The following is an 18,592-nucleotide window of genomic DNA, read 5'->3' as shown; positions in this document are numbered from 1 at the left end:
AAGGGCGCTCCTTGTTCCATGGCGACGCAGCGATCGCGGTCCTTCTCCGGACATGGGATCAGGAAACGAGGCTTCGTTCCATCTCGAACTGGCTGATCGGCGTTTTCTCGAAGCCGGCACGGGCCAGAAAATCCGCGGCCAGTCCTTCGGGGAAATTTGCGGAGATGACGATGTCCTGGCCGGGATGTCGGGCCGCAAGAGACGACATCATCCGACGCCCCAGCCCATGGCCGCGCGCCTCGCCCGAAATGACAAGGGTGCGCAGGGCGAGAGCTCCCGGCTGCGGAGCGGGTTCCACGATGGCGAAGGCCCGATCGGACAGGGAATAGGCGAGGGCCGGGGCCGCTGCGGCGGCGAGCGTTTCTGGCGACATGATCCAGGGCAGATCCTGCGCACCATGCTCCGTCACCTGACGGGCGACGACGAGCGGATCGACCTCGACGAGTTCACTCACCGCTGCCGCATCCTCGGCACGTGCTGGCCGGCGATAGCCGACGAGGCGCCGCCGGGGGATGAAGCCCAGGCTCGTGTAGAGGCGAACGGCCGGATCGTTCGTCTCGATGACTTCGAGCAGCAGCCGGCGGTCGCCGAGGCGGTGCAGGTTTTCGACCACCTCGCCGAGCGCCTGTCGTCCGAGGCCTCGCCCCCGGTGCGCAGGCACGATGCCCATAGCCGCGATGCGGGCGGTCCATCCCCGTCGGGTGACAAGGACGATGGCGATGGGCGATGGGCCATCCATGAAGACCCGGCTGGCGTCCATGTCGAGGCTTTCCCGGCGAAAGCGGTTGTTGAAGCCATGGCCTGTTACCGTCTGCGGGATGACATACCCCTCGAAGCATGCGGTCATGATTTCGGCGAGCGCCGTCGTGGTGAAGGCCAGGGCCGGCTGGCCGACCACGCCAGAGGGAAGCGACATGAGATCGTCTCCGGTAAAAGGAAAAAATGCGGGTTCGGATCAGGGCAGCGGCCGGTCCTGTGGGAACCAGGCTTCGATCTGTTCCTGCGTGAGATTCGCTCCGCAAAGAACCGTAGCGACCCGGGCACCGGTATATTTCCGATGGCACATGAGCAGACCGGCAAGACCGACAGCGCCCGCCGGTTCGATCCTGCGCCCAAGATGGCGATGCAGCAGGCTCATGGCCTGGAGAATGAGGTCGTCGCTTACGAGCAGGACCTCATCGACCGTTCCCGCCATGGATTCACGGGCGAAAGGAACGGGGACCCTCACCGCAATGCCGTCGGCAATGGTATCGGCAGCGGGTGTCTCGACATCGCGACCCTCGGCGAAGGACTTCGCCATGCAAGGCGCTCCCGACGCAGCCACGGCCACGATCCGCGTGGTCGGGGAGGCGTGCTTGAGCCAGGCTCCCATTCCCGTCGCAAGGGCCCCATTGCCCAGGGGGACGAACAGGGCATCGAGTCCGGGCGCCTCCTCCGACAGTTCCACGGCAATCGTGCCGGCCCCTTCCGCGATGGCAGGTTCCGCGCCATCCTCCACGAACCGCAGGCCGCGCTCTGCTGCGAATGCCCGTGCCTTATCCTTCGCGGCGTCGAGATCGCTCCCGTGGAGAACCACTTTCGCTCCCAGGCGGCGCATGGCTTCGATCTTGAAGGAATTGGCGTTTGTCGCGGCGAACACGGTCACATCGTGTCCAGCCCGCGCGCCGGCATAGGCCAGGCCCTGGCCGAAGTTTCCCGCCGAGGCCGTGACGAGCGACGTGGGTGCCCGAAGCTCGCGGGCGACCAAGAGGCTGGTGCCCCGGCCTTTGAAACTGCGGATCGGGTTTTCGGTCTCGTTCTTCATCCACAGGGAAAGCCCCAGCATCCGGTCGAGATCGGGCGACTGCCGGATGGCGGACTGGAGAAAGGTCGGGTCAATCAGGTTCCGGCCTTCAAGGATGCGGGCAGGGGAAAGCTCGGGCGTGCTCATGGCGGAACCTTAGCATGCGATTGCGCGGGTTATATGCAAATTTTCTGGATACTTGTGCCTTTAACCGCATAATCATGGGCTATGACGCAGGATTCGTGCATGACCGATCTCGATGCTCTCGATCGCAAGATTCTCGACCTCGTGCAGGACGATGCGGACCTGTCGACGGAGGCTCTTGCCGGAATGGTCGGGCTCTCCGCATCCGCCGTGCAGCGGCGCCTGTCTCGCCTGAAGCGGGAAGGAATCATCGAACGCATCGTGGCATTGGTCGAGCCCCGTTCCGTCGGTCGCACGGTAACGGTGCTCGTCGAGGTCGAGATCGACAACGAGCGCCGCCGCTCGCTGGAAAGCTTCCAGCGATGGATCGGCGATGCTCCCGAGGTCCAATCCTGCTGGTACGTGACCGGAGACGCGGATTACGTGCTCCTGGTTTCAACCGAGGATCTTGAAGGCTACAACGCCTTCATCGAAAGGCTGATGACCGAACAACCGGTGGTGCGGAAATACAAGAGCCTCATCGCTCTCAAGACGGTCAAGCGGGGGCTTAAGGTCCCGGCTCGAACCGCAACGCCGGCCGTCTTCTCAACGGACTGAAGAGGGGCTCAGTCGTGCGCGTAGAGATAGGCCACGACGTCTCGTGCTTCCGCGGGCGATATGCCCGTCACCGGCATCGCCGTCTGCGGGTTGATCCCGCGGGGGTCGACGATCCAGCGCGCGAGATTGTCGGGCGTGTTCTTCAGCATTCCAGCGACATAGACCCTTCGGGAGATTGTCGTGAGAGGCGGGCCGACGAGGCCATCCGCATGGGGAATGCCTTCAATGGTGTGGCAACCCGCGCACCCATAGCGCAGGATCTGCATTTTCCCGCGACGGATGCTGCCCCCCGTGAGAAGCTCGGCCCGGTTCTGACGCTCGAGGCGGTCCTTGTAACGGTCCACGAGATATCCTCCCGCGGTGACGGCGACCAGTATGGCCAGGGCGCCGGCGGGCATTGCGGGTGACCAGCCCCGATCCATGCGCGCGGACATGAGCGGAGCGCTCCCGCCCGCGATGGCGGCAGAGCGAGTTCTTGTGAGACGTCTGTGGCGTGAACGGCGCAGAAGAATCCAGCCAAGAAGGAGCGTTGAGAGAACCGCATACAGGCCTTTAGCGAGAGAGAGGCGCATGGCTCCCTCCTGGTATCGGGACGGTGCCCGATTTGCTGATCCAGATCCCGATCATCGCCAGGGTCGCCGCCGCATAGACGAGACCCGCAGGCACCCACATGATCAGTCCGGCGAGCTGTTGATCCTCCAGGGGCGTCAATCCCCAATGCGCAGCATCCGACGACTGGGCCGGATAGATGGGACTGCGCGCTATGGACAGCAGGATGCCCAGGAAGCCGGAATGCAGGGCCGTCACGAACAGATAGAAGGCCGCGGCGCCGTAACCGCGCACGCGCGCTCTCCCCCTTAGCAGAGACCACCAGAACAGGAGCGCCGATCCGAGGAAGCTGACGTGCTGGAGACCGTGAACGAAGGGGCTCTCGAGGGCGGCATTGAACAGGAGCGGGACGTGCCAGAGCCAGATCGCCGCGCCATGGGTAAGGGTGGCGACAGGCGGGTCGACCAGGATCCGCCAGGGGCGTGAAACCCATCTGCTGCGCCCGACGGCGCCGATCGTCCTCCGCCGGGCGAGGGGCAGGGCCCAGAGCATCCCTCCCATGGGTCTGGCCAGCACGAGGAGAGGCGCCGCGAGAGTCATGAGGATCTCATGCTCGAGCATGTGGACGGCGAAGAGCCTCTCTGCGAGAGCGTGCACGGGAGAAATAAGAGCGATGGCCAGCAGGAGCCATCCGCAGCCGAAACTCGCAGCCTGCCAGAGGGCGACGCCTCGTCCCGGAGCAAGTCCGATCCAGAGTCGGGCGACGCCTGTCGCGTAGAGAAAGGCCGAACAGAGGAGAGGAAGCGCGACCCAGGCCTCCAGGGACCGGGGCGAGGCCGGATCGTGGTTGCCGCCGTGCGCCAGGGCCGTCACGGGCAGCAGGAGCATCGCAAGTGGCAGCAGGGGTCTCATCGTTCGCACCCATGAAGGATCACCCCTGCTGCGCCCTGAACCAGGATCACGAGCGCGAAGAGTGCTGCCATGGCAATGCCGACGATGGCCGTGAAGCGATGAGGCCGCCCGGCACCGGCGCTGTCGGCGCGAGGCATGATGCTCGAACGATCGAAGGCTCTCCACGAGAGGAACCCGCCAAGGAGGCTGACCAGCGCCATGATGCAGGCGACGAGCGGGACAAGCCCGACCTTGTGTGCGCAGATCCAGGGCACGAGAGCATAGTTGATCTGCGTGTTCAGCAGCCATGCGGTCGGGCCGATGAAAATGCCCGCAGAGGGTATGCCGCTTCGCAGGAAGGAGATCATGAGCGCCTCACAGCCTCGGGCCCCAGTAGAGCAGGGCATAGATGGGGAGCCAGGAAAGGACGACGAAGTTCCAGTAGAATGCGTTGTCGCCTACGTCGCTGAACCTCTTCCCGTGCGCATGACGCGTGAACATCAGGACGGTCAGCACGATCGTGTCGACGACATCCGTGATGATGTGTACCGTGTGGAGGCCGAGCAAGGCCCAGAGAAGGGAACCATAGGCGTTCTGGTCCCACTTCACGTGCAGCCCGCCGAACTCGAGAAAGCGCAGGCCGATGGCTGCAAGTCCGAATGCGAGGACGACGATGAGATAAACCTGCACACGCGGCAGGTCTTCCTTCTCAGCGAACTTCTTCGAAAGATAATTCGGGATGATGCTGACGATCAGGACGACGGTGACCAGGCTCGACCAGATAAGATCCGGAGGCGGAGCGCTGAGGGGCCATTGCGGATTGAGGAACGCCAAGTAGAGATATGCGCCTGCCGCGAGGGCGAACCCCGTGCCCTCCAGAACGCAGAATCCGAGCGTTCCCCACCACATGGGACTGCGCGCCCCGAACGCGTAGGTTGGAAGCTCGGAAACATCGAGAACGGGCCTGTGCTTCATTTTTCGTCCTCTTTCGCGCCCTTCGGCCAGAACCAGGCGATGAGCGTCACGCCGACGATGAGGCTCCCCCAGACGGCGGCCCAGGGCGTGAAGATCGATCCGATGAAGGTGATGCCCGTGGCGACGGCTGCAATGAAGGGCCAGACGGAAGGCTCCGGCGAGGATTCGCGCAGATCGGCCCGTGCCTCGGATACCGTGGAGACGATCAGTTCGCGGTTGTCGACGCTGAGACCCGCCGCCACAGACAAGGTTTCCCGTTCGGCCCAGAGAGGTTCCCGATTGGTGACGACGGGGATGCGGTCGAAGTTCTGCGGTGGCGGTGGCGAGGAGGTCGCCCACTCGAGGGTGCCTGCCTGCCAGGGATTGTCTCCGGCAACGGCGCCCTTCCTGGCGCTCGTAATCACGTTCCAGAGGAAGACGACGAAGCTGAGGAAGAACACGAGCGCGCCCACCGACGAGAGGAGGTTCAGGTTGTCCCACCCCATTTCGTGCTGATAGGTGTAGACGCGGCGCGGCATCCCCATCAGACCCGTAATGTGCATGGGGAAGAACGCGAGGTTGAAGCCCACGAAAGCAAGCCAGAAGTGCCAGCGGCCGATCCGCTCGTCCATAAGGCGGCCGACGATCTTCGGATACCAGTAGTAGACGGCGCCTAGGAGCGGGAAGACGGCGCCGCCGATCAGCACATAGTGGAAGTGCGCGACGACGAAATACGTGTCGTGAACCTGGGTATCAAGCGGAACGGAGGCGAGCATGATGCCGGAAAGGCCGCCTGCCACGAAGATGAAGAAGAAGCCGAGAACGAACAGGAGCGGTGTCCTGAAGACCGGCCTTCCATCCCACAGCGTCGCGATCCAGCAGAAGATCTGTATCCCGTTCGGGATGGCGATCATCATGCTCGACGCGGTGAAGAAGCTCGCTCCCAGCTGGGGCAGGCCCGTGGTGAACATGTGATGCACCCACAGGCCGAATGAAAGAAAGCCCGTGGCGATGAGGGAAAGGACGAGCGCCAGGTAGCCGAAGGTCTTGCGGCGGGAGAAGGTGGTGATGATGGCGGATACCATCCCGGTGGCGGGCAGGAAGATGATGTACACCTCAGGATGCCCGAAGAACCAGAACAGGTGTTGCCAGAGGAGGGCATCCCCGCCTTCGGCCGGGTTGAAGATATGCGTTCCGATCAGACGGTCGAGGATCAGGAAGGTGGAGGCCAGCATAACGGCCGGCATCGCGAAGATGATGAGGAAGGACGTGACGAAGACGGACCATACGAAGAGCGGGATCCTGTCCAGTGTCATGCCGGGCGCGCGCTGCTTGGGCACGGTCACGACGATCTCCACGGCGACCGCCAGGGCTGAGACCTCGGTGAAGGTGATCATCTGAGCCCAGATGTCGGCACGCTTTCCGGGGGAGAATTCCGGTCCTGAAAGGGGAACGTAGGCGAACCATCCCACGTCGGCGCCGATGTTCAGCATGAAGGCGACCCAGATCATCAGTCCGCCGAACACGTAGACATAATAGCTGAAGGCATTGAGCCGGGGAAACGCGATGTTGCGCGTGCCCAGCATCAGAGGGACGAGGTAGACGGCGAAAGCCTCCATCACCGGCACGGCGAACAGAAACATCATCGTCGTGCCGTGCATGGTGAAGAGCTGGTTGTAGAGATCCGGACCGATGAGCCGGCTCTCCGGGCGCGCCAGCTGCAGACGCATTGCAGCCGCCGCCAGACCGCCAAGGAAGAGAAACAGAAAGGCCGTGACGATGTAGCGTCGGCCGATGATCTTGTGGTCCACCGTGGAAAGGGCGCCGATCAGTCCGCGCTTGGTGCCCCAGGTCCGAGCAAGACGCGTCGTCAGTTCGGGCCCGTCGACCTGGTGATCGCGCAACTCCTTCGGATCCGGCGCCGCATAGGCCTCGCTCATTTCAGGCCCTCCAAGTAGCTCACGAGCGCGTTGAGGTCTTGCGGTTCGACCTGGATCAGCGGCATGTTCGTTCCGGGCTTTATCCTCTGCGGGTCGACGATCCATGCCGCCAGATTCCCGCGCGTGTTCTGAAGAGTGCCGGCCGCAAGCGTCAGCCTGCTTCCCACATGGGTCAGGTCGGGGCCGACCTTCCCGCCGGCGGAAGTCCCACGCACGGAGTGACACATGATGCATGGGCTTGTCAGGAAGACCTGCTCGCCTCTCCTGCGCTCGTCGTCGGCAGGGGGGGCGGCGCTCGCGATCTGCCGGTCTCGCCAAGCGTCGAACTCGGACTTCGGCTTGGCGACGATCAGCATGCTCATATGGGCGTGCTGCCATCCGCAGAATTCGGCGCACTGACCGCGATAGATCCCTTCGCGGTCGGCCTGCATCTCGATGACGTTCTGACGGCCGGGAATGTTGTCCATCTTTCCCATCAGGCTCGGAACCCAGAACGAATGGATGACGTCGCTCGATTCCAGCTTCAGCCGTACCGGCTCGCCCACGGGAATATGGATCTCGTTTGCGGTCGTGAAGCTCCGGTTCGCCTGTGCGTCCTCGTAGTCGATCTGCCACCACCATTGATGACCTGTCACCTTGATGGTCAGAACGTCTTCTCGCTTGTCCCCGAACCGCTTCTGATAGGCATAGCTGATGCCGGTAAGTGCAAGCACCGTCAGTGCCGTCAGCGCAACGAGGAGCGTTACGGCACGCCCCATCCCGGCCTCTGTGCCGGGATCGTCGGAAAGAGGATCCGCTTCCGCGCTCCGCCGCGCGCGGAGCGAGGCGATGAGTCCGAGCATGGTCAGCGCCCAGACGGTCGCCAGAACGGCGAGAAAGATCCAGAACAGGGTCTCGAGCGATCGCGCGCCCGGGCCATGCGGGTCGAGGGCCGATTGCCAGCCTTTGCACCCCGTGAGTGGGAGAAGAAGCAGTGCCGCGGCAGAGGGGCGCAGGCGCATGACGGTCCCCTATTGCGGCGCAAGCGCCGAGGGCGAAGGGCTCCCGCCCTGGACTGGCGGACTCGGCGGCATCCGGTTCTCGGAAGGGTGCGGATGCATGTCGTCGTTGCGGCCGGGCGCCGCTGCCTTCGGCTCCAGGCCGCTCATCGAGCGTACGTAGACCGCCAGCTCCCAGATCTGGTCGTCCGGAATCTTGCCGCGGAATGACGGCATGCCGTTAGGGCGCCCCTCCCGGATCGTCTGGACGATGTTCTCGAGCGAACTGCCATAGATCCAGCGGTCGTCCATCAGCGGCGGCCCGGAACTCCCGCCCCCGTTGGCATGGCAGCCGTTGCAGTTGAACCATGCGTAGAGCCGCTTGCCCTGGTTCAGATGATAGGCGTTGCCCTCGAAAGCACGGGCCTTGCCGGAAACCTCCTGCCTGGGAGGCGATGCGCCTGGAGAAATGGAAACGAGCGCCGTCTTCTCCTGGCTCTCTTCTGTAACGGGATCGGGGCGGAAGTCCCGTTTCTCGCGCTCGCAGGCTGCAAGGAACATCCCTGTACAAATCACGATCGACAGCGTTCTCGTCCGCAAGGCTCTCATGGCGCTCCTGCCGTGCGATGAACCGACGTATCGAGCCGCGGCACGCCGAATTCGGCGAGGATCGCGTCGATCTCAGGGCGGCGGCGCTCGAGAATGTCGTCGATCCGTTGGCGGAGGGCATCGTCCTCCTTCCTCACGGCGGCAGAAATGTCCCACACCATGGGAAGCTGCGGACCGTCGAAGGCGGGCCGTACCGGCGCAAGCTCAAGGCGAACCTTCTCTCGGGGCGCGAAGTAGCCGGCCATCGGGCCCCAGGCCACCGCGATGTCGATCTCTCCCTCCGCCACCGCGCGAACGATCCGAGAAGGCGGATCGGGCTCGGAGTAGTCTCCGTAGAGCGTATAGCCGCGGACGTTGTCGATGATGCCCCGACGGGCGAGCGCGTGGGCCGGCGGGGTGTTCCATCCGTCGTCGCCGACCAACTGCACCCCGACGCGGCGCTCCCGGAGAATCGGGTCGTCGAATGTTTTCGGCAAAGGGTCGCCCGCGCGGACGATGAAGACATAAGAGGACCGGTAATAGGGTGCGGTTGTGCGAACCCCTTCGAGATTGCTCGGCAATCCCATGACGATATCGCACCGCTTTGCCTTCAGCGTCTCGCGAAGAAAACCGCGGCGCTGCGCGTACCAGAGATACGATACGTCGGCACCGAGATCCTGGGCGACCAGACCGGCAATGCGGTTTTCGAAACCCTCGCCTTTTTCGTTCGTGAAGGGCAGGTTGTTGGGGTCGGCACACACGCGGAGCTCTCCCGCTTCTGCCGCCGGACAGACGAGCAGCGCCAGAGCGAAGAGTGCCTTACGGGAGCTTGAACACATAGAGCGTTCCTCCCTTGGTCGTCACATTCTTCAACTCGCGCATGGCGTTGACGAAGCCCATGGCTGCGGTCCCGTCGCGCGGGTCGAGATCGTTGGACACGATGGCACCCGACCATCCCCCGACGCCGGAGAGGATGGCCACATATTGCCTGCCGTCCGGGCCTCGATAGGTCGTCGGCTGCCCGATGATCCCCGAGTCCGTCTTGAACTGCCAGAGGACCTCGCCGGTGCGCGCGTGAACGGCCTTGAACCAGCCTTCCATGTTTCCGTAGAAGACGAGGTCGCCTGCGGTCGCCAAGGTGCCGCCCCAGGCCGGGAAGCGCTCCTTGATGGTCCAGACCTCCTTGCCCGCGACGATGTCCCAGGCCGAGAACTCGCCCATATGCCCGCCGGGCCCCGGCATCATGCGGACCTCAGCGCCGACATAGGGCGTTCCCGCGATATAGTTCGGTTCGACGCTTTCCCAATCCATGCACAGGTTGTTGTGGGGGATGTAGAGAAGGCCCGTTTTGTGGGAGAAGGCGGAAGGGCTCCAGTCCTTCGCGCCCGGTGCCGTGGGGCAGATGTCCCTGACGACCTTGTTCTGGAGCGGGTACTTGTCCTGATTGATCTTGATGCGCCCCGTCGAGAGATCGACGCCCTGGTGCGCATTGACGGCGTGATAGAAGCTGGCGGAAAGAACTTCTCCGGTCGTGCGGTCGACCACATAGAGAAGGCCGTTGCGATCCGGATGCACGAGCACCTTGCGGCGCTGCCCCTTCCAGTCGAGATCGAGAAGGATGTTCTCGTTGATCCCGTCCCAGTCGAAGAGGTCGTGCGGATTCCATTGATAGAACCAGAGCGCCTCGCCCGTGTCGATGTCCCTGGCGAAAACGCCGTTGGTCCACTTGTTGTCGCCCGGGCGCTGGTTCGGATTCCAGGGGCCGGGATTGCCGGGGCCGTAGAAGATGAGGTTGAGATCGGGATCGTAGGTGACGAAGCCCCATACCGTGCCGCCGCCCTGCTGCCATGCATCCGGCGGCCAGGTCGTGACGCCGAGATCCTTCCCCTTCTCGGAATCGTAGAAAGGCTTGAAGGCGCTGCCGATCTTCACGTCCGCGTCAGGGCCGGTGTTGTAGGCTTTCCATACGCTCTTCCCCGTGTTCGCATCGAGCGCTTGGATCCAGCCGCGGACGCCGTACTCGCCGCCCGAGATGCCGACGATGACCTTGCCCTTGGCGGCGAGGGGCGCCATGGTCATGGTCTCGCCCTTGTTGATGTCGCCGAGCTTCGTTTTCCAGATTTCCTCGCCGGTCTCGGCATTCACCGCGACGACGTGGGCGTCGAGAGTCGTGAAGAAAACTCTCCCGTCGGCGTAGGTCGGTCCGCGATTGACCACATCGCAGCAGGCGACGCCCTGCGCTGCCGAGGCCGGCTTGGGGTTGTATTGCCACTTCATCGGCGCGCCCGGTTGGGACAGGTCGAGCGCGTAGAGAATGTTCGGGTAGGGCGTCAGCACGTACATGGTGGAGCCGACCACGATCGGTGCAGCCTCCTGCCCCTTGTTGACGCCAGTGGAAAAGGTGAAGGCGACCTGGAGATCCCTGACGTTCTCCGTATTAATTTCGGAGAGCTCGCTGTAACGGGTGCCGGCAAAGTTCTTCGTCGGCATGCTCCATTGGCCATCGTCCGCTGGAGCGGCCGAGGCCGGAGGGGTCGGCAGCGATGTCTGCGCCGAGGCCGATGACAGGAGGCATGCCAATGCCAGAAGAGTGCCGGAAATCGGACCAAACGAACGGCGCATCAACGCACTCCTGAGCCGCGGAGCATCGGGTCGGCGAGACTCAACGGCTTCGCTTGGATAAGGTTCCAAGGTCACAAATCGGCTCAGTCGGCCCGTCTATGGGCCCAGAACCCACGGCCTGGATCGTAGCTGAAGGCCGCGAGCGTCAGCCCGAGCACGAGAGTTACGCCGCAGACGGCGATGGCCAGGGGATCGGAGCGCAGATAAAGCGCGAAGCGGATCATCTCGACGGCATGCGTGAAAGGGTTGAGAAGGGCGAGCCAAGCCAGCGTCGGACTGACCTCGTCCAGCCGCCAGAGCGGATAGAGCGCCGTCGAGGCGAAGAACATTGGGAAGATCGCGAAGTTCATGACGCCGGCGAAGTTCTCGAGTTGCCGGATGAACGACGACAGGAGCAGGCCCAAGGCACCCAGCATCATTCCGGCAAGCAGGAGCGCCGGGAGCACCGCCACATAGCCGAGAGCGGGCGGCCTCACATCCCAAACCCTGGCGATGAGGAGAAAGAGATAAACGAGCGGGACGACGGCGAGCGTGTTCGCGACCAGTCTGGCCGTGAGAAGCCACCAGCGCGGAAGGGGGGCCGTGAGCAGGACGCGCATGGATCCCATCTCCCGGTCGTAGACCATCGAAAGGGAGCCCTGGAAGGCGTGAAACAGGAGCATCATCGCGGCAAGTCCAGGGACGATATAGACCTCGTAGAGGATGTAGGTCTCGTAGGGAGGGATGATGGAAAGGCCGAGGACGGACCGGAAGCCTGCGCCGAAGAGGCCGAGCCAGACCAGCGGGCGGACGATGGCCGAGGCGAGCCGGCCGCTCTGCCCGACAAGCTTCAGGAACTCCCGCCTTGTGATGCCGGCCAGCGCGCGAAGGGCATGGGGTGCAGTCATGCCGGTTGCTCGGTCAGCCTGAGGAAGGCTGCCGTGAGGCCCTCCCCCTTCGTCAGCTCTGCCGCGCTCCCCCGCCAGCGGATCGCACCGCGGTGCAGCAGGAACAGAGCATCCTCCGGTCCCACCTCGTCCAGCAGGTGGGTCGTCCAGAGAACGCTGAGACCGCGCTCTCGGCAAAGATCGCGCACATAGCGCATCAGGAACCGTCGCGTCGCCACGTCGAGCCCGGCCGTGGCCTCGTCGAGAACGAGAAGCCGCGGCTCGTGCATCAGCGCCCTGGCAATTTCCACGCGCCGCCGCAATCCGCCCGAAAGGGATCTGACCTTGTCGTGCGCCCTCTCTTCCATTCTCAGACGCGACAGTTCGGCCATGCCGCGCATGTCGGAATCAGCCCGCGACAGCCCGTGGAGCGCGGCATGATAGCGGAGATTTTCGATGACGCTCAGATCGAGGTCGAGGGTCGGCGCCTGAAAGACGATCCCGAGCGCGGCAAGCGCTCCCAAAGGGTCCTTCCGGAGGTTGCGGCCGAAGATGTCGATCTGCCCATGCTGCGCTGCGTAGAGGCCGGTCAGGAGCGATACGAGGGTCGTCTTTCCGGCTCCGTTCGGGCCGAGGAGCACGGCGAAACTCCCCTCTTCGATGCTCAGATCCACCTCCCGGAGAGCCCGGCTCTGCCCGAACGCATGGCTCACTCCCTGAACGGCGAGCGCCTTCATGGTCCCACCACCACGCCCCACGGAGAACGGCCTACCCCGATGCTCTTGACGGGTTCTCGACGCTCGAGATCGATAACTGTCACGTCGTTCGAGTTTCCGTTCGCGGTATAAAGGCGCTTTCCGTCTGGCGAGAGATCGAGATGCCAGACCCGCTGCCCCACGAGATACATGTGAAGAACCTTGAAGGTTTTCGCGTCGATTTCCGCTACGCGGTTCGCCGGCCCCAAGGCGACGAAGGCCCGCGACCCGTCGGGCGAGAGCTGCATGCCAACTGCCTGGATGAGCTCGCGGGAGACACCGGGAACCTCGAAATGGACCTTGGAAAGCAGTTCCCGGCTCGCGGCGTCGTAGATAGAGACGGTGCCGCGGAGTTCGGAGGAGACCCAGATCTGCCTGTCGTCCGCCGAAAACTGAGCGGATCGGGGACGGGTGTCGACGAGGACGTTGTCGACCAGCTCCAGCTCCTGCGCATCGATCACATGGATCATGCTCGTGGTCTCGGACGTCGCGACCACCGTCCTGCCATCATGACTGACGCCAACGCCCTCGGGCTCGACGCCGACCTCGACCTCCTGGACGATTTCGTTCCGGGACAGGTCGACAACGGATATCCGGTTGTCGTCCTCGTTGGCGACGAAGAGGCGTTTGCCGTCCGGATGGACGGCGAAGAACTCGGGATCGCTCCCCGACGGAATCGATCCTTCGACGCGCCGGCTCGCCAGATCGACGATATCGATCCGATTGTCGTCGCCGACCGCGACATAGAGTTTCCTCTTGTCCCTGCTGAGAGCCAGGCCCCGAGGTCGGCGGCCCACTTCGATCGTTGCAGTTACCTGCAGAGAGGCTCCGTCGAGCACCGAGATCGTATTGTCCTGCTCGTTCGATACGTAGATCGTGTCCGCCCGCGCAGGCGCGGCAAGAAATAGCATCGCCGTCAGGGCAAGACACTTCAAAGCTTGCATCTGCTTTCCTCTCTGTCCTGTCCCAGCGTGTCCAGTTGGGAGGTGCGATGGAGAAAGCCTGGCTGCGGCGAGACGGAGACGAGCAGCCGCGGCCCGGCGATGAGGATCGGCTGACGCATCTGCCCGTCCCAGGGCCGGAAGCTCTGGCCCTGCCCCTTGAAGCCGGACAGCAGGAAGTCGGGGCCGCGCAAATACGATGCAACGGTTTCCGCATCCTCAGAGTCCGTGCGGAAAGCCGCTTCTCCGATGGACCGGACTGCGGCCCAGGCCGCGTAATCGACCGCGGTCATGCGCCGTTTCGCCATCCGCATGAACCGGCTCTGCAGCTGGGTTGCACCCCATTGTTCGGTGACGGGGCTCCAGCCCGTCGCCACCAGGCCATGGCTTCCTGCTACCGGCCGGGGCCGAGCCGTGCGCCCTTCCAGATAGTCTCCGAATTCGCGGCCTTCATCGGCCACGACCAGGACATCGTAATCCGGCACCTGCGTGAAGGCGGGAATCTCGCTCTGAAGCGAGACATGACCCGTGTCGGCCCGCGCGTTGCCGGGCCGAAAGGTCCATTCCTTCTCGACGACGATCTCCGCGCCGAATTTTCGTGCCGAGCGGCGGAACGCCTCCGCCAGAAGCCGGTCGCCCTCGCCTCGCCCCGAAACGAGGAACCAGCGCTTCCAGCGCTTGAAAGCCAGATACTGGGCGAGTCCATCGGCCAGCATGGCGCGACTCGGGACCGTATGCAGAAGGTTCTTCGCACACGATTCGTTCCGAAGCGTATCGTCCGGTGCCTGAGCATTGAGCACCAGAACACCGGCCATGCTCGCGGCTTCCGCGATGGAGCGCGTGGCCGCCGCGTCCGCAACCGTGACGATGAACCGGGCCCCTTGCCGCGACACATCTTCGACGATGCCGGCGGGATCTGCGCCGGCGGCAAATGATCGTTCGATGAGCCTGAAGCGCTGGTCCGTGAACCGTCCCGTCGTCGTGATGTCCGCAAGGCCAAGGCGTGCCCCGGCGGTTCCTTCGTCGAAAGCCGCATCGTCGAGCGGCGATACGGGCGAGGTCTCCTGGCGCTCCTGCCTGACGACGGCAATGCTCAGGCCCTCCCGCTCCGCATGGGCCGGCGCAGCAACGAAAAGCGCGAGGAACAGGACAAGCGGTCTCACTCGCCCGCCCTCCTTTGCCGCACGGGCGAATCCTCGACGATGCCGGCTGGGGCGCCTCCCAAGGTGACGGTTCTCTCAACCAGTGCCGCGACGTCGCTCCACGAATGCGTCGCGATGAGCAGCGTCGCTCCGAGCCGGGCGACCTCCTCGCGGACGAGGGCCTGCATCTGCCGGGCCGTGTCCCGGTCGAGGGCGGCGAAGGGTTCGTCCAGAAGAAGGAGGCGAGGTTCGACGCACAGCGCCCGCGCCAAGGCGATCCGCCGCGCCATGCCGACCGACAGATGGGAGGGGTAAAGGTGGGCCGCATCGTCGAGGCCTATTCTCGAGAGCCATTCGCGGGCCCCGCCGCGCGAACGAGGCAAGACGACCTCCAAGTTCTGGAGCGCCGTCAGCCATGGCAGGAGACGGGACGCCTGGAACAGGTAGCCGACCGGCTTGGGCCGGTCCGAGACGAGTCCCTGGAAGTCCATGTCCAGCCCGGCGACGATCTGCAGCAGGCTCGACTTGCCAATGCCCGACGGACCGATGACTGCACAGGTCTCGCCCTGTCCAAGAGAGAGTTCGAAGTTCCGGAGGATGCAGCGCTCTCGTGCGCCTTCCCGCCCCGGATATTCCTTGCGCCTGATCACGATCTTCATGGCTGGCGCCGCCACTGCCCGGCAGATTGCTCCACCGGCCTGAAGAGGAATGCCTCCAGCACCAGGACGCAGCCCACGAAGGCGATGGCATAGGCCATGACCCGCGGGACGTCGAAGAGCTGAAAGTAGGTCTGAAGCTGGAAGCCGACGCCGTTCGAGCGCCCGAGAAGCTCCGCCACGAGCACGATCTTCCACACCAGGGACAGGCCGTTCCTCGCTGCCGCCAGCAGGTAGGGAGCGAGCTGCGGGAGGACGACCGTGCGAAGGGTCTTTAACGGTCCGAACTCATAGATCTGCGCGACCTCGGCAAAGTCACGATCCAGAGTGCCTGCGCCCTCGCGCAGGGTGACGGCGACGCTCGGGATCTTGTTGACGGCAACGGCGATGAGAAGCGCAGCCTCCGTGAGGCCCATCCAGATATAGGTCAGGATGATGACGATGAGGGCCGGGATGTTCAGGAGGACGATCAGCCACGGGTAGAGCCACCGGTCGATGCCCCGGCTCCTGCCGAGCACAAGCCCGATCGCCGTCCCGACGATCATCGCCACGACGAAGGCGATGCCGACCCGGGCGAGGGAAAAACCCAGATGGAATGGCAGTTCGCCGCTTGCGGTCTCCTGCGCCATGACGGTGAAGACGGCCATTGGGCCTGGCAGAAGCCGGCTGCCTGCGAGCATCGCTCCCGCCTGCCAGAGCGCAAGAAGGAGAAGGATCGAAGGGATTCCCTGCCAGCGGCGGATGCTTCCCGTCATTGTCCGCCCCATTCGCTGTGCGAGGGCCAGAAGACCGCAGGGTCGAGCCGACGCGCCGGTCCGACGAGAGCCTCGCCACCGAGTTCGGCCAGAATGTCGTAGAGGCGCGCCGCATCGCGGCGCTCCTCGCCGCTCCACCGTTCGATGATCCCCTCGCGGTAGCCTTCCTTCAGGACGGCGCGAACTTTGGGGTCGGACGTGCCGAGGAGGGGCTCCAGGCGGATCCATTCCTGGTCTGAGCGCGCGAGCAGGGCCTTCGCCTCCGCCGAGGCCCGCAGGAATCCGTCGAGAGCCTCCCGGTTCTGCAAGGCCCAGGGCTCCAGGAAGACATATCCGAGGATCGGAACGTCCGGGCGCGCGCCGAGACCCTTCACGATGTCCGCCACCGTCAGCAGGAGCTTTGCGCCGTCCGCCTGCAAACGGGCCGCATAGTGCCAGTAGGTCAGAACCGCATCGATACGACCCTGCGAGAATTCCTCGCCGAGAAGGGGCGGCGCGCCGAAGACCGGCTTCGCGGAGCTTGCGACGTCCTCGCCCGTTTCGCGGCGGGAGAGAGCCCGAAGCAGCAGCCAGCTCTTGTCGAGAGGGCCTCCGGCGACGCCGATGCGCTTTCCCTTCAGATCCGAAAGCGCGCCGATTGCCGAACCGGGCTTGACCAGCAGCATCCCGGTCGCCTTGGAATAGGGGAAAAAGCTCAACGACCTGCCCTCCGCTCTCTGGCGGGCGGCCCATGGCCAGTCTGTGACGATGATATCCACGGCCTGCGTGAGCAGGGCGATCTTCGCCGCCTCGTTCGTCGCATAGGTCGAGGTGACGAGCCGAATGCCGTTCTTCTCGTCGAGACGGTGAGCCTCGATGGTGTCCATCTCCCAGGACACGGTTCCGAACTTGAGAATCCCGACCCGGACGGCCGTGGGCTCTCCTGCGATTGCAGGGAAGCACACCAGCAGCGCGAGGATGAAGACGAGCCGGATCGCCATGGGCGCAATGTATCCTTGAGCGGCGCTCCGTAACCAACGGCCAAGCTCGGCGCGGGTTCCCTGTCCGCATGCGCCATGAGTTGCGCTCCTTCGTCATGATCTCCGGATTCGTGAGGGCGGGCAGGGCGCCCGCCTGTTTTCCTATGGAAGGCGAACCTTGGCCTATGGCCGATTTCGGCCAGGCTGCTAGATTCCCGGGCGGGAGGGCTTGAGACCCATGACAAGCTACGGACCGCTGACCCTTCATGTTCCCGAACCCGCCGTCCGGCCGGGAGGGACGCCGGACTTCTCCAACGTGAAGATCCCCAAGGCCGGAGCCGTTCCCCGGCCGGAGGTGGATGCCGATCCCGAGAGCATTCGGGACCTTGCCTATTCGATCATTCGCGTCCTCAACCGCAGCGGAGAGGCGGTCGGACCCTGGGCCGGCCTTCTGAGCGACGAGGAACTGCTCGAGGGCATGCGTCACATGATGACGCTGAGGGCGTTCGACGCCCGCATGCTCACGGCCCAGCGGCAGGGCAAGACGTCCTTCTATATGCAGCATCTCGGCGAAGAGGCGATCAGCTGCGCCTTCCGCAAGGCTCTGTCTCCGGGAGACATGAATTTTCCGACCTACCGCCAGGCCGGGCTCCTGATCGCCGGGGGCTATTCCATGGTCGACATGATGTGTCAGGTCTATTCGAATTCCCGCGACCCCCTCAAAGGGCGGCAGCTGCCGATCATGTACTCCGCGAAGGACCATGGGTTCTTCACCATCTCCGGCAATCTCGCGACGCAGTTCGTGCAGGCGGTAGGATGGGCGATGGCCTCCGCCATCAAGAACGACACCAGGATCGCGGCGGCCTGGATCGGCGACGGTTCGACGGCGGAATCGGACTTCCACGCCGGACTCGTCTTCGCGTCCACCTACAAGGCGCCCGTCGTGCTCAACATCGTCAACAACCAGTGGGCGATCTCGACCTTCCAGGGCATCGCCAGAGGAGGCTCGGGCACCTTCGCCGCGCGGGGCCTCGGCTTCGGCCTGCCTTCGCTGCGGGTGGACGGGAACGACTATCTCGCCGTCTACGCGGTCGCGAAATGGGCGGTGGAGCGCGCACGCCGCAACCTGGGCCCGACGCTCATCGAATACGTCACCTATCGCGTCGGCGCGCACTCGACCTCCGACGACCCCTCGGCCTACCGTCCGAAGACGGAATCGGACGCATGGCCGCTCGGGGATCCGATCATTCGCCTGAAGAACCACCTCATCGTCCGCGGCGTCTGGTCGGAAGAGCGGCACAAGCAGGCGGAGGCCGAGATTCTCGACGCCGTCATCGCCGCGCAGAAGGAGGCCGAGAGCTACGGGACGCTGCACGCGGGCGGGAAGCCTTCGGCGAAGGACATGTTCGAGGGCGTCTATGCCGAGATGCCTCCACATCTGCGCAGGCAGCGCCAGCAGGCCGGAGTCTGACC

20 protein-coding genes are annotated in these 18,592 nt (G+C 64.3%); 2 read left to right on the top strand and 18 right to left on the bottom strand.

Annotated features, from left to right (window positions below; genetic code table 11):
* Nucleotides 1–58 precede the first annotated feature (58 nt).
* Nucleotides 59–916, bottom strand: a complete 858-nt coding sequence (locus GDR74_RS15515) for a GNAT family N-acetyltransferase (protein WP_152587141.1) — start codon at nucleotides 914–916, stop codon at nucleotides 59–61.
* Nucleotides 917–955: 39 nt separating this feature from the next.
* On the bottom strand, nucleotides 956–1,930 hold the full coding sequence (locus GDR74_RS15510; protein ID WP_152587140.1) for a threonine ammonia-lyase: 975 nt from the start codon (nucleotides 1,928–1,930) through the stop codon (nucleotides 956–958).
* Between the two features lie 99 nt (nucleotides 1,931–2,029).
* Between GDR74_RS15510 and GDR74_RS15505 the strand changes: the two genes are divergently transcribed.
* Nucleotides 2,030–2,524 carry an Lrp/AsnC family transcriptional regulator gene (locus GDR74_RS15505; RefSeq protein ID WP_152587139.1) on the top strand — a complete coding sequence of 165 codons (495 nt, stop codon included), beginning with the start codon at nucleotides 2,030–2,032 and terminating at the stop codon, nucleotides 2,522–2,524.
* An 8-nt stretch (nucleotides 2,525–2,532) separates the two neighbouring features.
* Here the strand turns inward: GDR74_RS15505 and GDR74_RS15500 are convergent, their stop codons facing one another.
* The 16 genes from GDR74_RS15500 to GDR74_RS15425 form a co-directional block, all read right to left on the bottom strand.
* Nucleotides 2,533–2,958, bottom strand: coding sequence for a c-type cytochrome (locus tag GDR74_RS15500; RefSeq protein ID WP_246179633.1), 426 nt, complete (start codon nucleotides 2,956–2,958; stop codon nucleotides 2,533–2,535).
* Nucleotides 2,959–3,076: 118 nt separating this feature from the next.
* On the bottom strand, nucleotides 3,077–3,985 hold the full coding sequence (locus GDR74_RS15495) for a cytochrome c oxidase assembly protein (protein ID WP_246179631.1): 909 nt from the start codon (nucleotides 3,983–3,985) through the stop codon (nucleotides 3,077–3,079).
* Entirely contained in the window at nucleotides 3,982–4,332 is a 351-nt protein-coding gene (locus GDR74_RS15490) for a hypothetical protein (protein ID WP_152587138.1), read from the bottom strand. Before GDR74_RS15490 ends, GDR74_RS15495 begins: the two co-directional genes overlap by 4 nt.
* A gap of 7 nt (nucleotides 4,333–4,339) precedes the next feature.
* Nucleotides 4,340–4,939, bottom strand: a complete 600-nt coding sequence (locus tag GDR74_RS15485) for a cytochrome c oxidase subunit 3 (RefSeq protein WP_152587137.1) — start codon at nucleotides 4,937–4,939, stop codon at nucleotides 4,340–4,342.
* On the bottom strand, nucleotides 4,936–6,858 hold the full coding sequence (gene ctaD / locus GDR74_RS15480) for a cytochrome c oxidase subunit I (protein WP_152587136.1): 1,923 nt from the start codon (nucleotides 6,856–6,858) through the stop codon (nucleotides 4,936–4,938). The genes GDR74_RS15485 and ctaD overlap by 4 nt, the downstream gene beginning before the upstream one ends.
* Nucleotides 6,855–7,859 (bottom strand): cytochrome c oxidase subunit II, encoded by a 1,005-nt coding sequence (gene coxB / locus GDR74_RS15475; RefSeq protein WP_152587135.1) that lies wholly within the window; start codon nucleotides 7,857–7,859, stop codon nucleotides 6,855–6,857. The genes ctaD and coxB overlap by 4 nt, the downstream gene beginning before the upstream one ends.
* 9 nt (nucleotides 7,860–7,868) lie before the next feature.
* Nucleotides 7,869–8,444 carry a c-type cytochrome gene (locus tag GDR74_RS15470; protein ID WP_152587134.1) on the bottom strand — a complete coding sequence of 192 codons (576 nt, stop codon included), beginning with the start codon at nucleotides 8,442–8,444 and terminating at the stop codon, nucleotides 7,869–7,871.
* Entirely contained in the window at nucleotides 8,441–9,262 is an 822-nt protein-coding gene (locus tag GDR74_RS15465) for a substrate-binding domain-containing protein (RefSeq protein WP_152587133.1), read from the bottom strand. Before GDR74_RS15465 ends, GDR74_RS15470 begins: the two co-directional genes overlap by 4 nt.
* Complete coding sequence (locus GDR74_RS15460) at nucleotides 9,243–11,045, bottom strand: methanol/ethanol family PQQ-dependent dehydrogenase (RefSeq protein WP_152587132.1); 1,803 nt, start codon at nucleotides 11,043–11,045, stop codon at nucleotides 9,243–9,245. The genes GDR74_RS15465 and GDR74_RS15460 overlap by 20 nt, the downstream gene beginning before the upstream one ends.
* Nucleotides 11,046–11,128: 83 nt before the next feature.
* Nucleotides 11,129–11,932: an ABC transporter permease gene (locus GDR74_RS15455; RefSeq protein ID WP_152587131.1), complete on the bottom strand. Its 804-nt coding sequence runs from the start codon at nucleotides 11,930–11,932 to the stop codon at nucleotides 11,129–11,131.
* Nucleotides 11,929–12,648 carry an ABC transporter ATP-binding protein gene (locus GDR74_RS15450; protein WP_152587130.1) on the bottom strand — a complete coding sequence of 240 codons (720 nt, stop codon included), beginning with the start codon at nucleotides 12,646–12,648 and terminating at the stop codon, nucleotides 11,929–11,931. The genes GDR74_RS15455 and GDR74_RS15450 overlap by 4 nt, the downstream gene beginning before the upstream one ends.
* Nucleotides 12,645–13,610 carry a PQQ-dependent catabolism-associated beta-propeller protein gene (locus GDR74_RS15445; RefSeq protein WP_152587129.1) on the bottom strand — a complete coding sequence of 322 codons (966 nt, stop codon included), beginning with the start codon at nucleotides 13,608–13,610 and terminating at the stop codon, nucleotides 12,645–12,647. Before GDR74_RS15445 ends, GDR74_RS15450 begins: the two co-directional genes overlap by 4 nt.
* Nucleotides 13,598–14,770, bottom strand: a complete 1,173-nt coding sequence (locus GDR74_RS15440) for an ABC transporter substrate-binding protein (protein ID WP_152587128.1) — start codon at nucleotides 14,768–14,770, stop codon at nucleotides 13,598–13,600. The genes GDR74_RS15445 and GDR74_RS15440 overlap by 13 nt, the downstream gene beginning before the upstream one ends.
* The gene (locus tag GDR74_RS15435) at nucleotides 14,767–15,408 is read right to left on the bottom strand and encodes an ABC transporter ATP-binding protein (RefSeq protein ID WP_152587127.1); all 642 of its coding nucleotides are present in this window, start codon (nucleotides 15,406–15,408) and stop codon (nucleotides 14,767–14,769) included. The genes GDR74_RS15440 and GDR74_RS15435 overlap by 4 nt, the downstream gene beginning before the upstream one ends.
* Nucleotides 15,405–16,160, bottom strand: coding sequence for an ABC transporter permease (locus GDR74_RS15430; RefSeq protein ID WP_152587126.1), 756 nt, complete (start codon nucleotides 16,158–16,160; stop codon nucleotides 15,405–15,407). The genes GDR74_RS15435 and GDR74_RS15430 overlap by 4 nt, the downstream gene beginning before the upstream one ends.
* Nucleotides 16,157–17,140, bottom strand: coding sequence for an ABC transporter substrate-binding protein (locus GDR74_RS15425; protein ID WP_152587125.1), 984 nt, complete (start codon nucleotides 17,138–17,140; stop codon nucleotides 16,157–16,159). The genes GDR74_RS15430 and GDR74_RS15425 overlap by 4 nt, the downstream gene beginning before the upstream one ends.
* Before the next feature lie 217 nt (nucleotides 17,141–17,357).
* On the opposite strand from GDR74_RS15425, the gene GDR74_RS15420 reads away from it, so the two are divergent.
* Nucleotides 17,358–18,590: a 3-methyl-2-oxobutanoate dehydrogenase (2-methylpropanoyl-transferring) subunit alpha gene (locus GDR74_RS15420; protein WP_152587124.1), complete on the top strand. Its 1,233-nt coding sequence runs from the start codon at nucleotides 17,358–17,360 to the stop codon at nucleotides 18,588–18,590.
* Nucleotides 18,591–18,592: the final 2 nt, after the last annotated feature.

Origin of the sequence: Microvirga thermotolerans (assembly GCF_009363855.1) — a bacterium.
Classification (GTDB): Bacteria; Pseudomonadota; Alphaproteobacteria; order Rhizobiales; family Beijerinckiaceae; genus Microvirga; species Microvirga thermotolerans.
Note: the sequence above shows the minus strand (reverse complement) of the source record. Positions and strands in the feature narration are given on the sequence as shown.

Bases quoted from the DNA above. Each gene is read 5' to 3' on its own strand.
- GDR74_RS15515 (WP_152587141.1), bottom strand. From the start codon at position 916: ATGTCGCTTCCCTCTGGCGTGGTCGGCCAGCCGGCCCTGGCCTTCACC.
- GDR74_RS15510 (WP_152587140.1), bottom strand. From the start codon at position 1,930: ATGAGCACGCCCGAGCTTTCCCCTGCCCGCATCCTTGAAGGCCGGAAC.
- GDR74_RS15505 (WP_152587139.1), top strand. From the start codon at position 2,030: ATGACCGATCTCGATGCTCTCGATCGCAAGATTCTCGACCTCGTGCAG.
- GDR74_RS15500 (WP_246179633.1), bottom strand. From the start codon at position 2,958: ATGTCCGCGCGCATGGATCGGGGCTGGTCACCCGCAATGCCCGCCGGC.
- GDR74_RS15495 (WP_246179631.1), bottom strand. From the start codon at position 3,985: ATGAGACCCCTGCTGCCACTTGCGATGCTCCTGCTGCCCGTGACGGCC.
- GDR74_RS15490 (WP_152587138.1), bottom strand. From the start codon at position 4,332: ATGATCTCCTTCCTGCGAAGCGGCATACCCTCTGCGGGCATTTTCATC.
- GDR74_RS15485 (WP_152587137.1), bottom strand. From the start codon at position 4,939: ATGAAGCACAGGCCCGTTCTCGATGTTTCCGAGCTTCCAACCTACGCG.
- ctaD (WP_152587136.1), bottom strand. From the start codon at position 6,858: ATGAGCGAGGCCTATGCGGCGCCGGATCCGAAGGAGTTGCGCGATCAC.
- coxB (WP_152587135.1), bottom strand. From the start codon at position 7,859: ATGCGCCTGCGCCCCTCTGCCGCGGCACTGCTTCTTCTCCCACTCACG.
- GDR74_RS15470 (WP_152587134.1), bottom strand. From the start codon at position 8,444: ATGAGAGCCTTGCGGACGAGAACGCTGTCGATCGTGATTTGTACAGGG.
- GDR74_RS15465 (WP_152587133.1), bottom strand. From the start codon at position 9,262: ATGTGTTCAAGCTCCCGTAAGGCACTCTTCGCTCTGGCGCTGCTCGTC.
- GDR74_RS15460 (WP_152587132.1), bottom strand. From the start codon at position 11,045: ATGCGCCGTTCGTTTGGTCCGATTTCCGGCACTCTTCTGGCATTGGCA.
- GDR74_RS15455 (WP_152587131.1), bottom strand. From the start codon at position 11,932: ATGACTGCACCCCATGCCCTTCGCGCGCTGGCCGGCATCACAAGGCGG.
- GDR74_RS15450 (WP_152587130.1), bottom strand. From the start codon at position 12,648: ATGAAGGCGCTCGCCGTTCAGGGAGTGAGCCATGCGTTCGGGCAGAGC.
- GDR74_RS15445 (WP_152587129.1), bottom strand. From the start codon at position 13,610: ATGCAAGCTTTGAAGTGTCTTGCCCTGACGGCGATGCTATTTCTTGCC.
- GDR74_RS15435 (WP_152587127.1), bottom strand. From the start codon at position 15,408: ATGAAGATCGTGATCAGGCGCAAGGAATATCCGGGGCGGGAAGGCGCA.
- GDR74_RS15430 (WP_152587126.1), bottom strand. From the start codon at position 16,160: ATGACGGGAAGCATCCGCCGCTGGCAGGGAATCCCTTCGATCCTTCTC.
- GDR74_RS15425 (WP_152587125.1), bottom strand. From the start codon at position 17,140: ATGGCGATCCGGCTCGTCTTCATCCTCGCGCTGCTGGTGTGCTTCCCT.
- GDR74_RS15420 (WP_152587124.1), top strand. From the start codon at position 17,358: ATGACAAGCTACGGACCGCTGACCCTTCATGTTCCCGAACCCGCCGTC.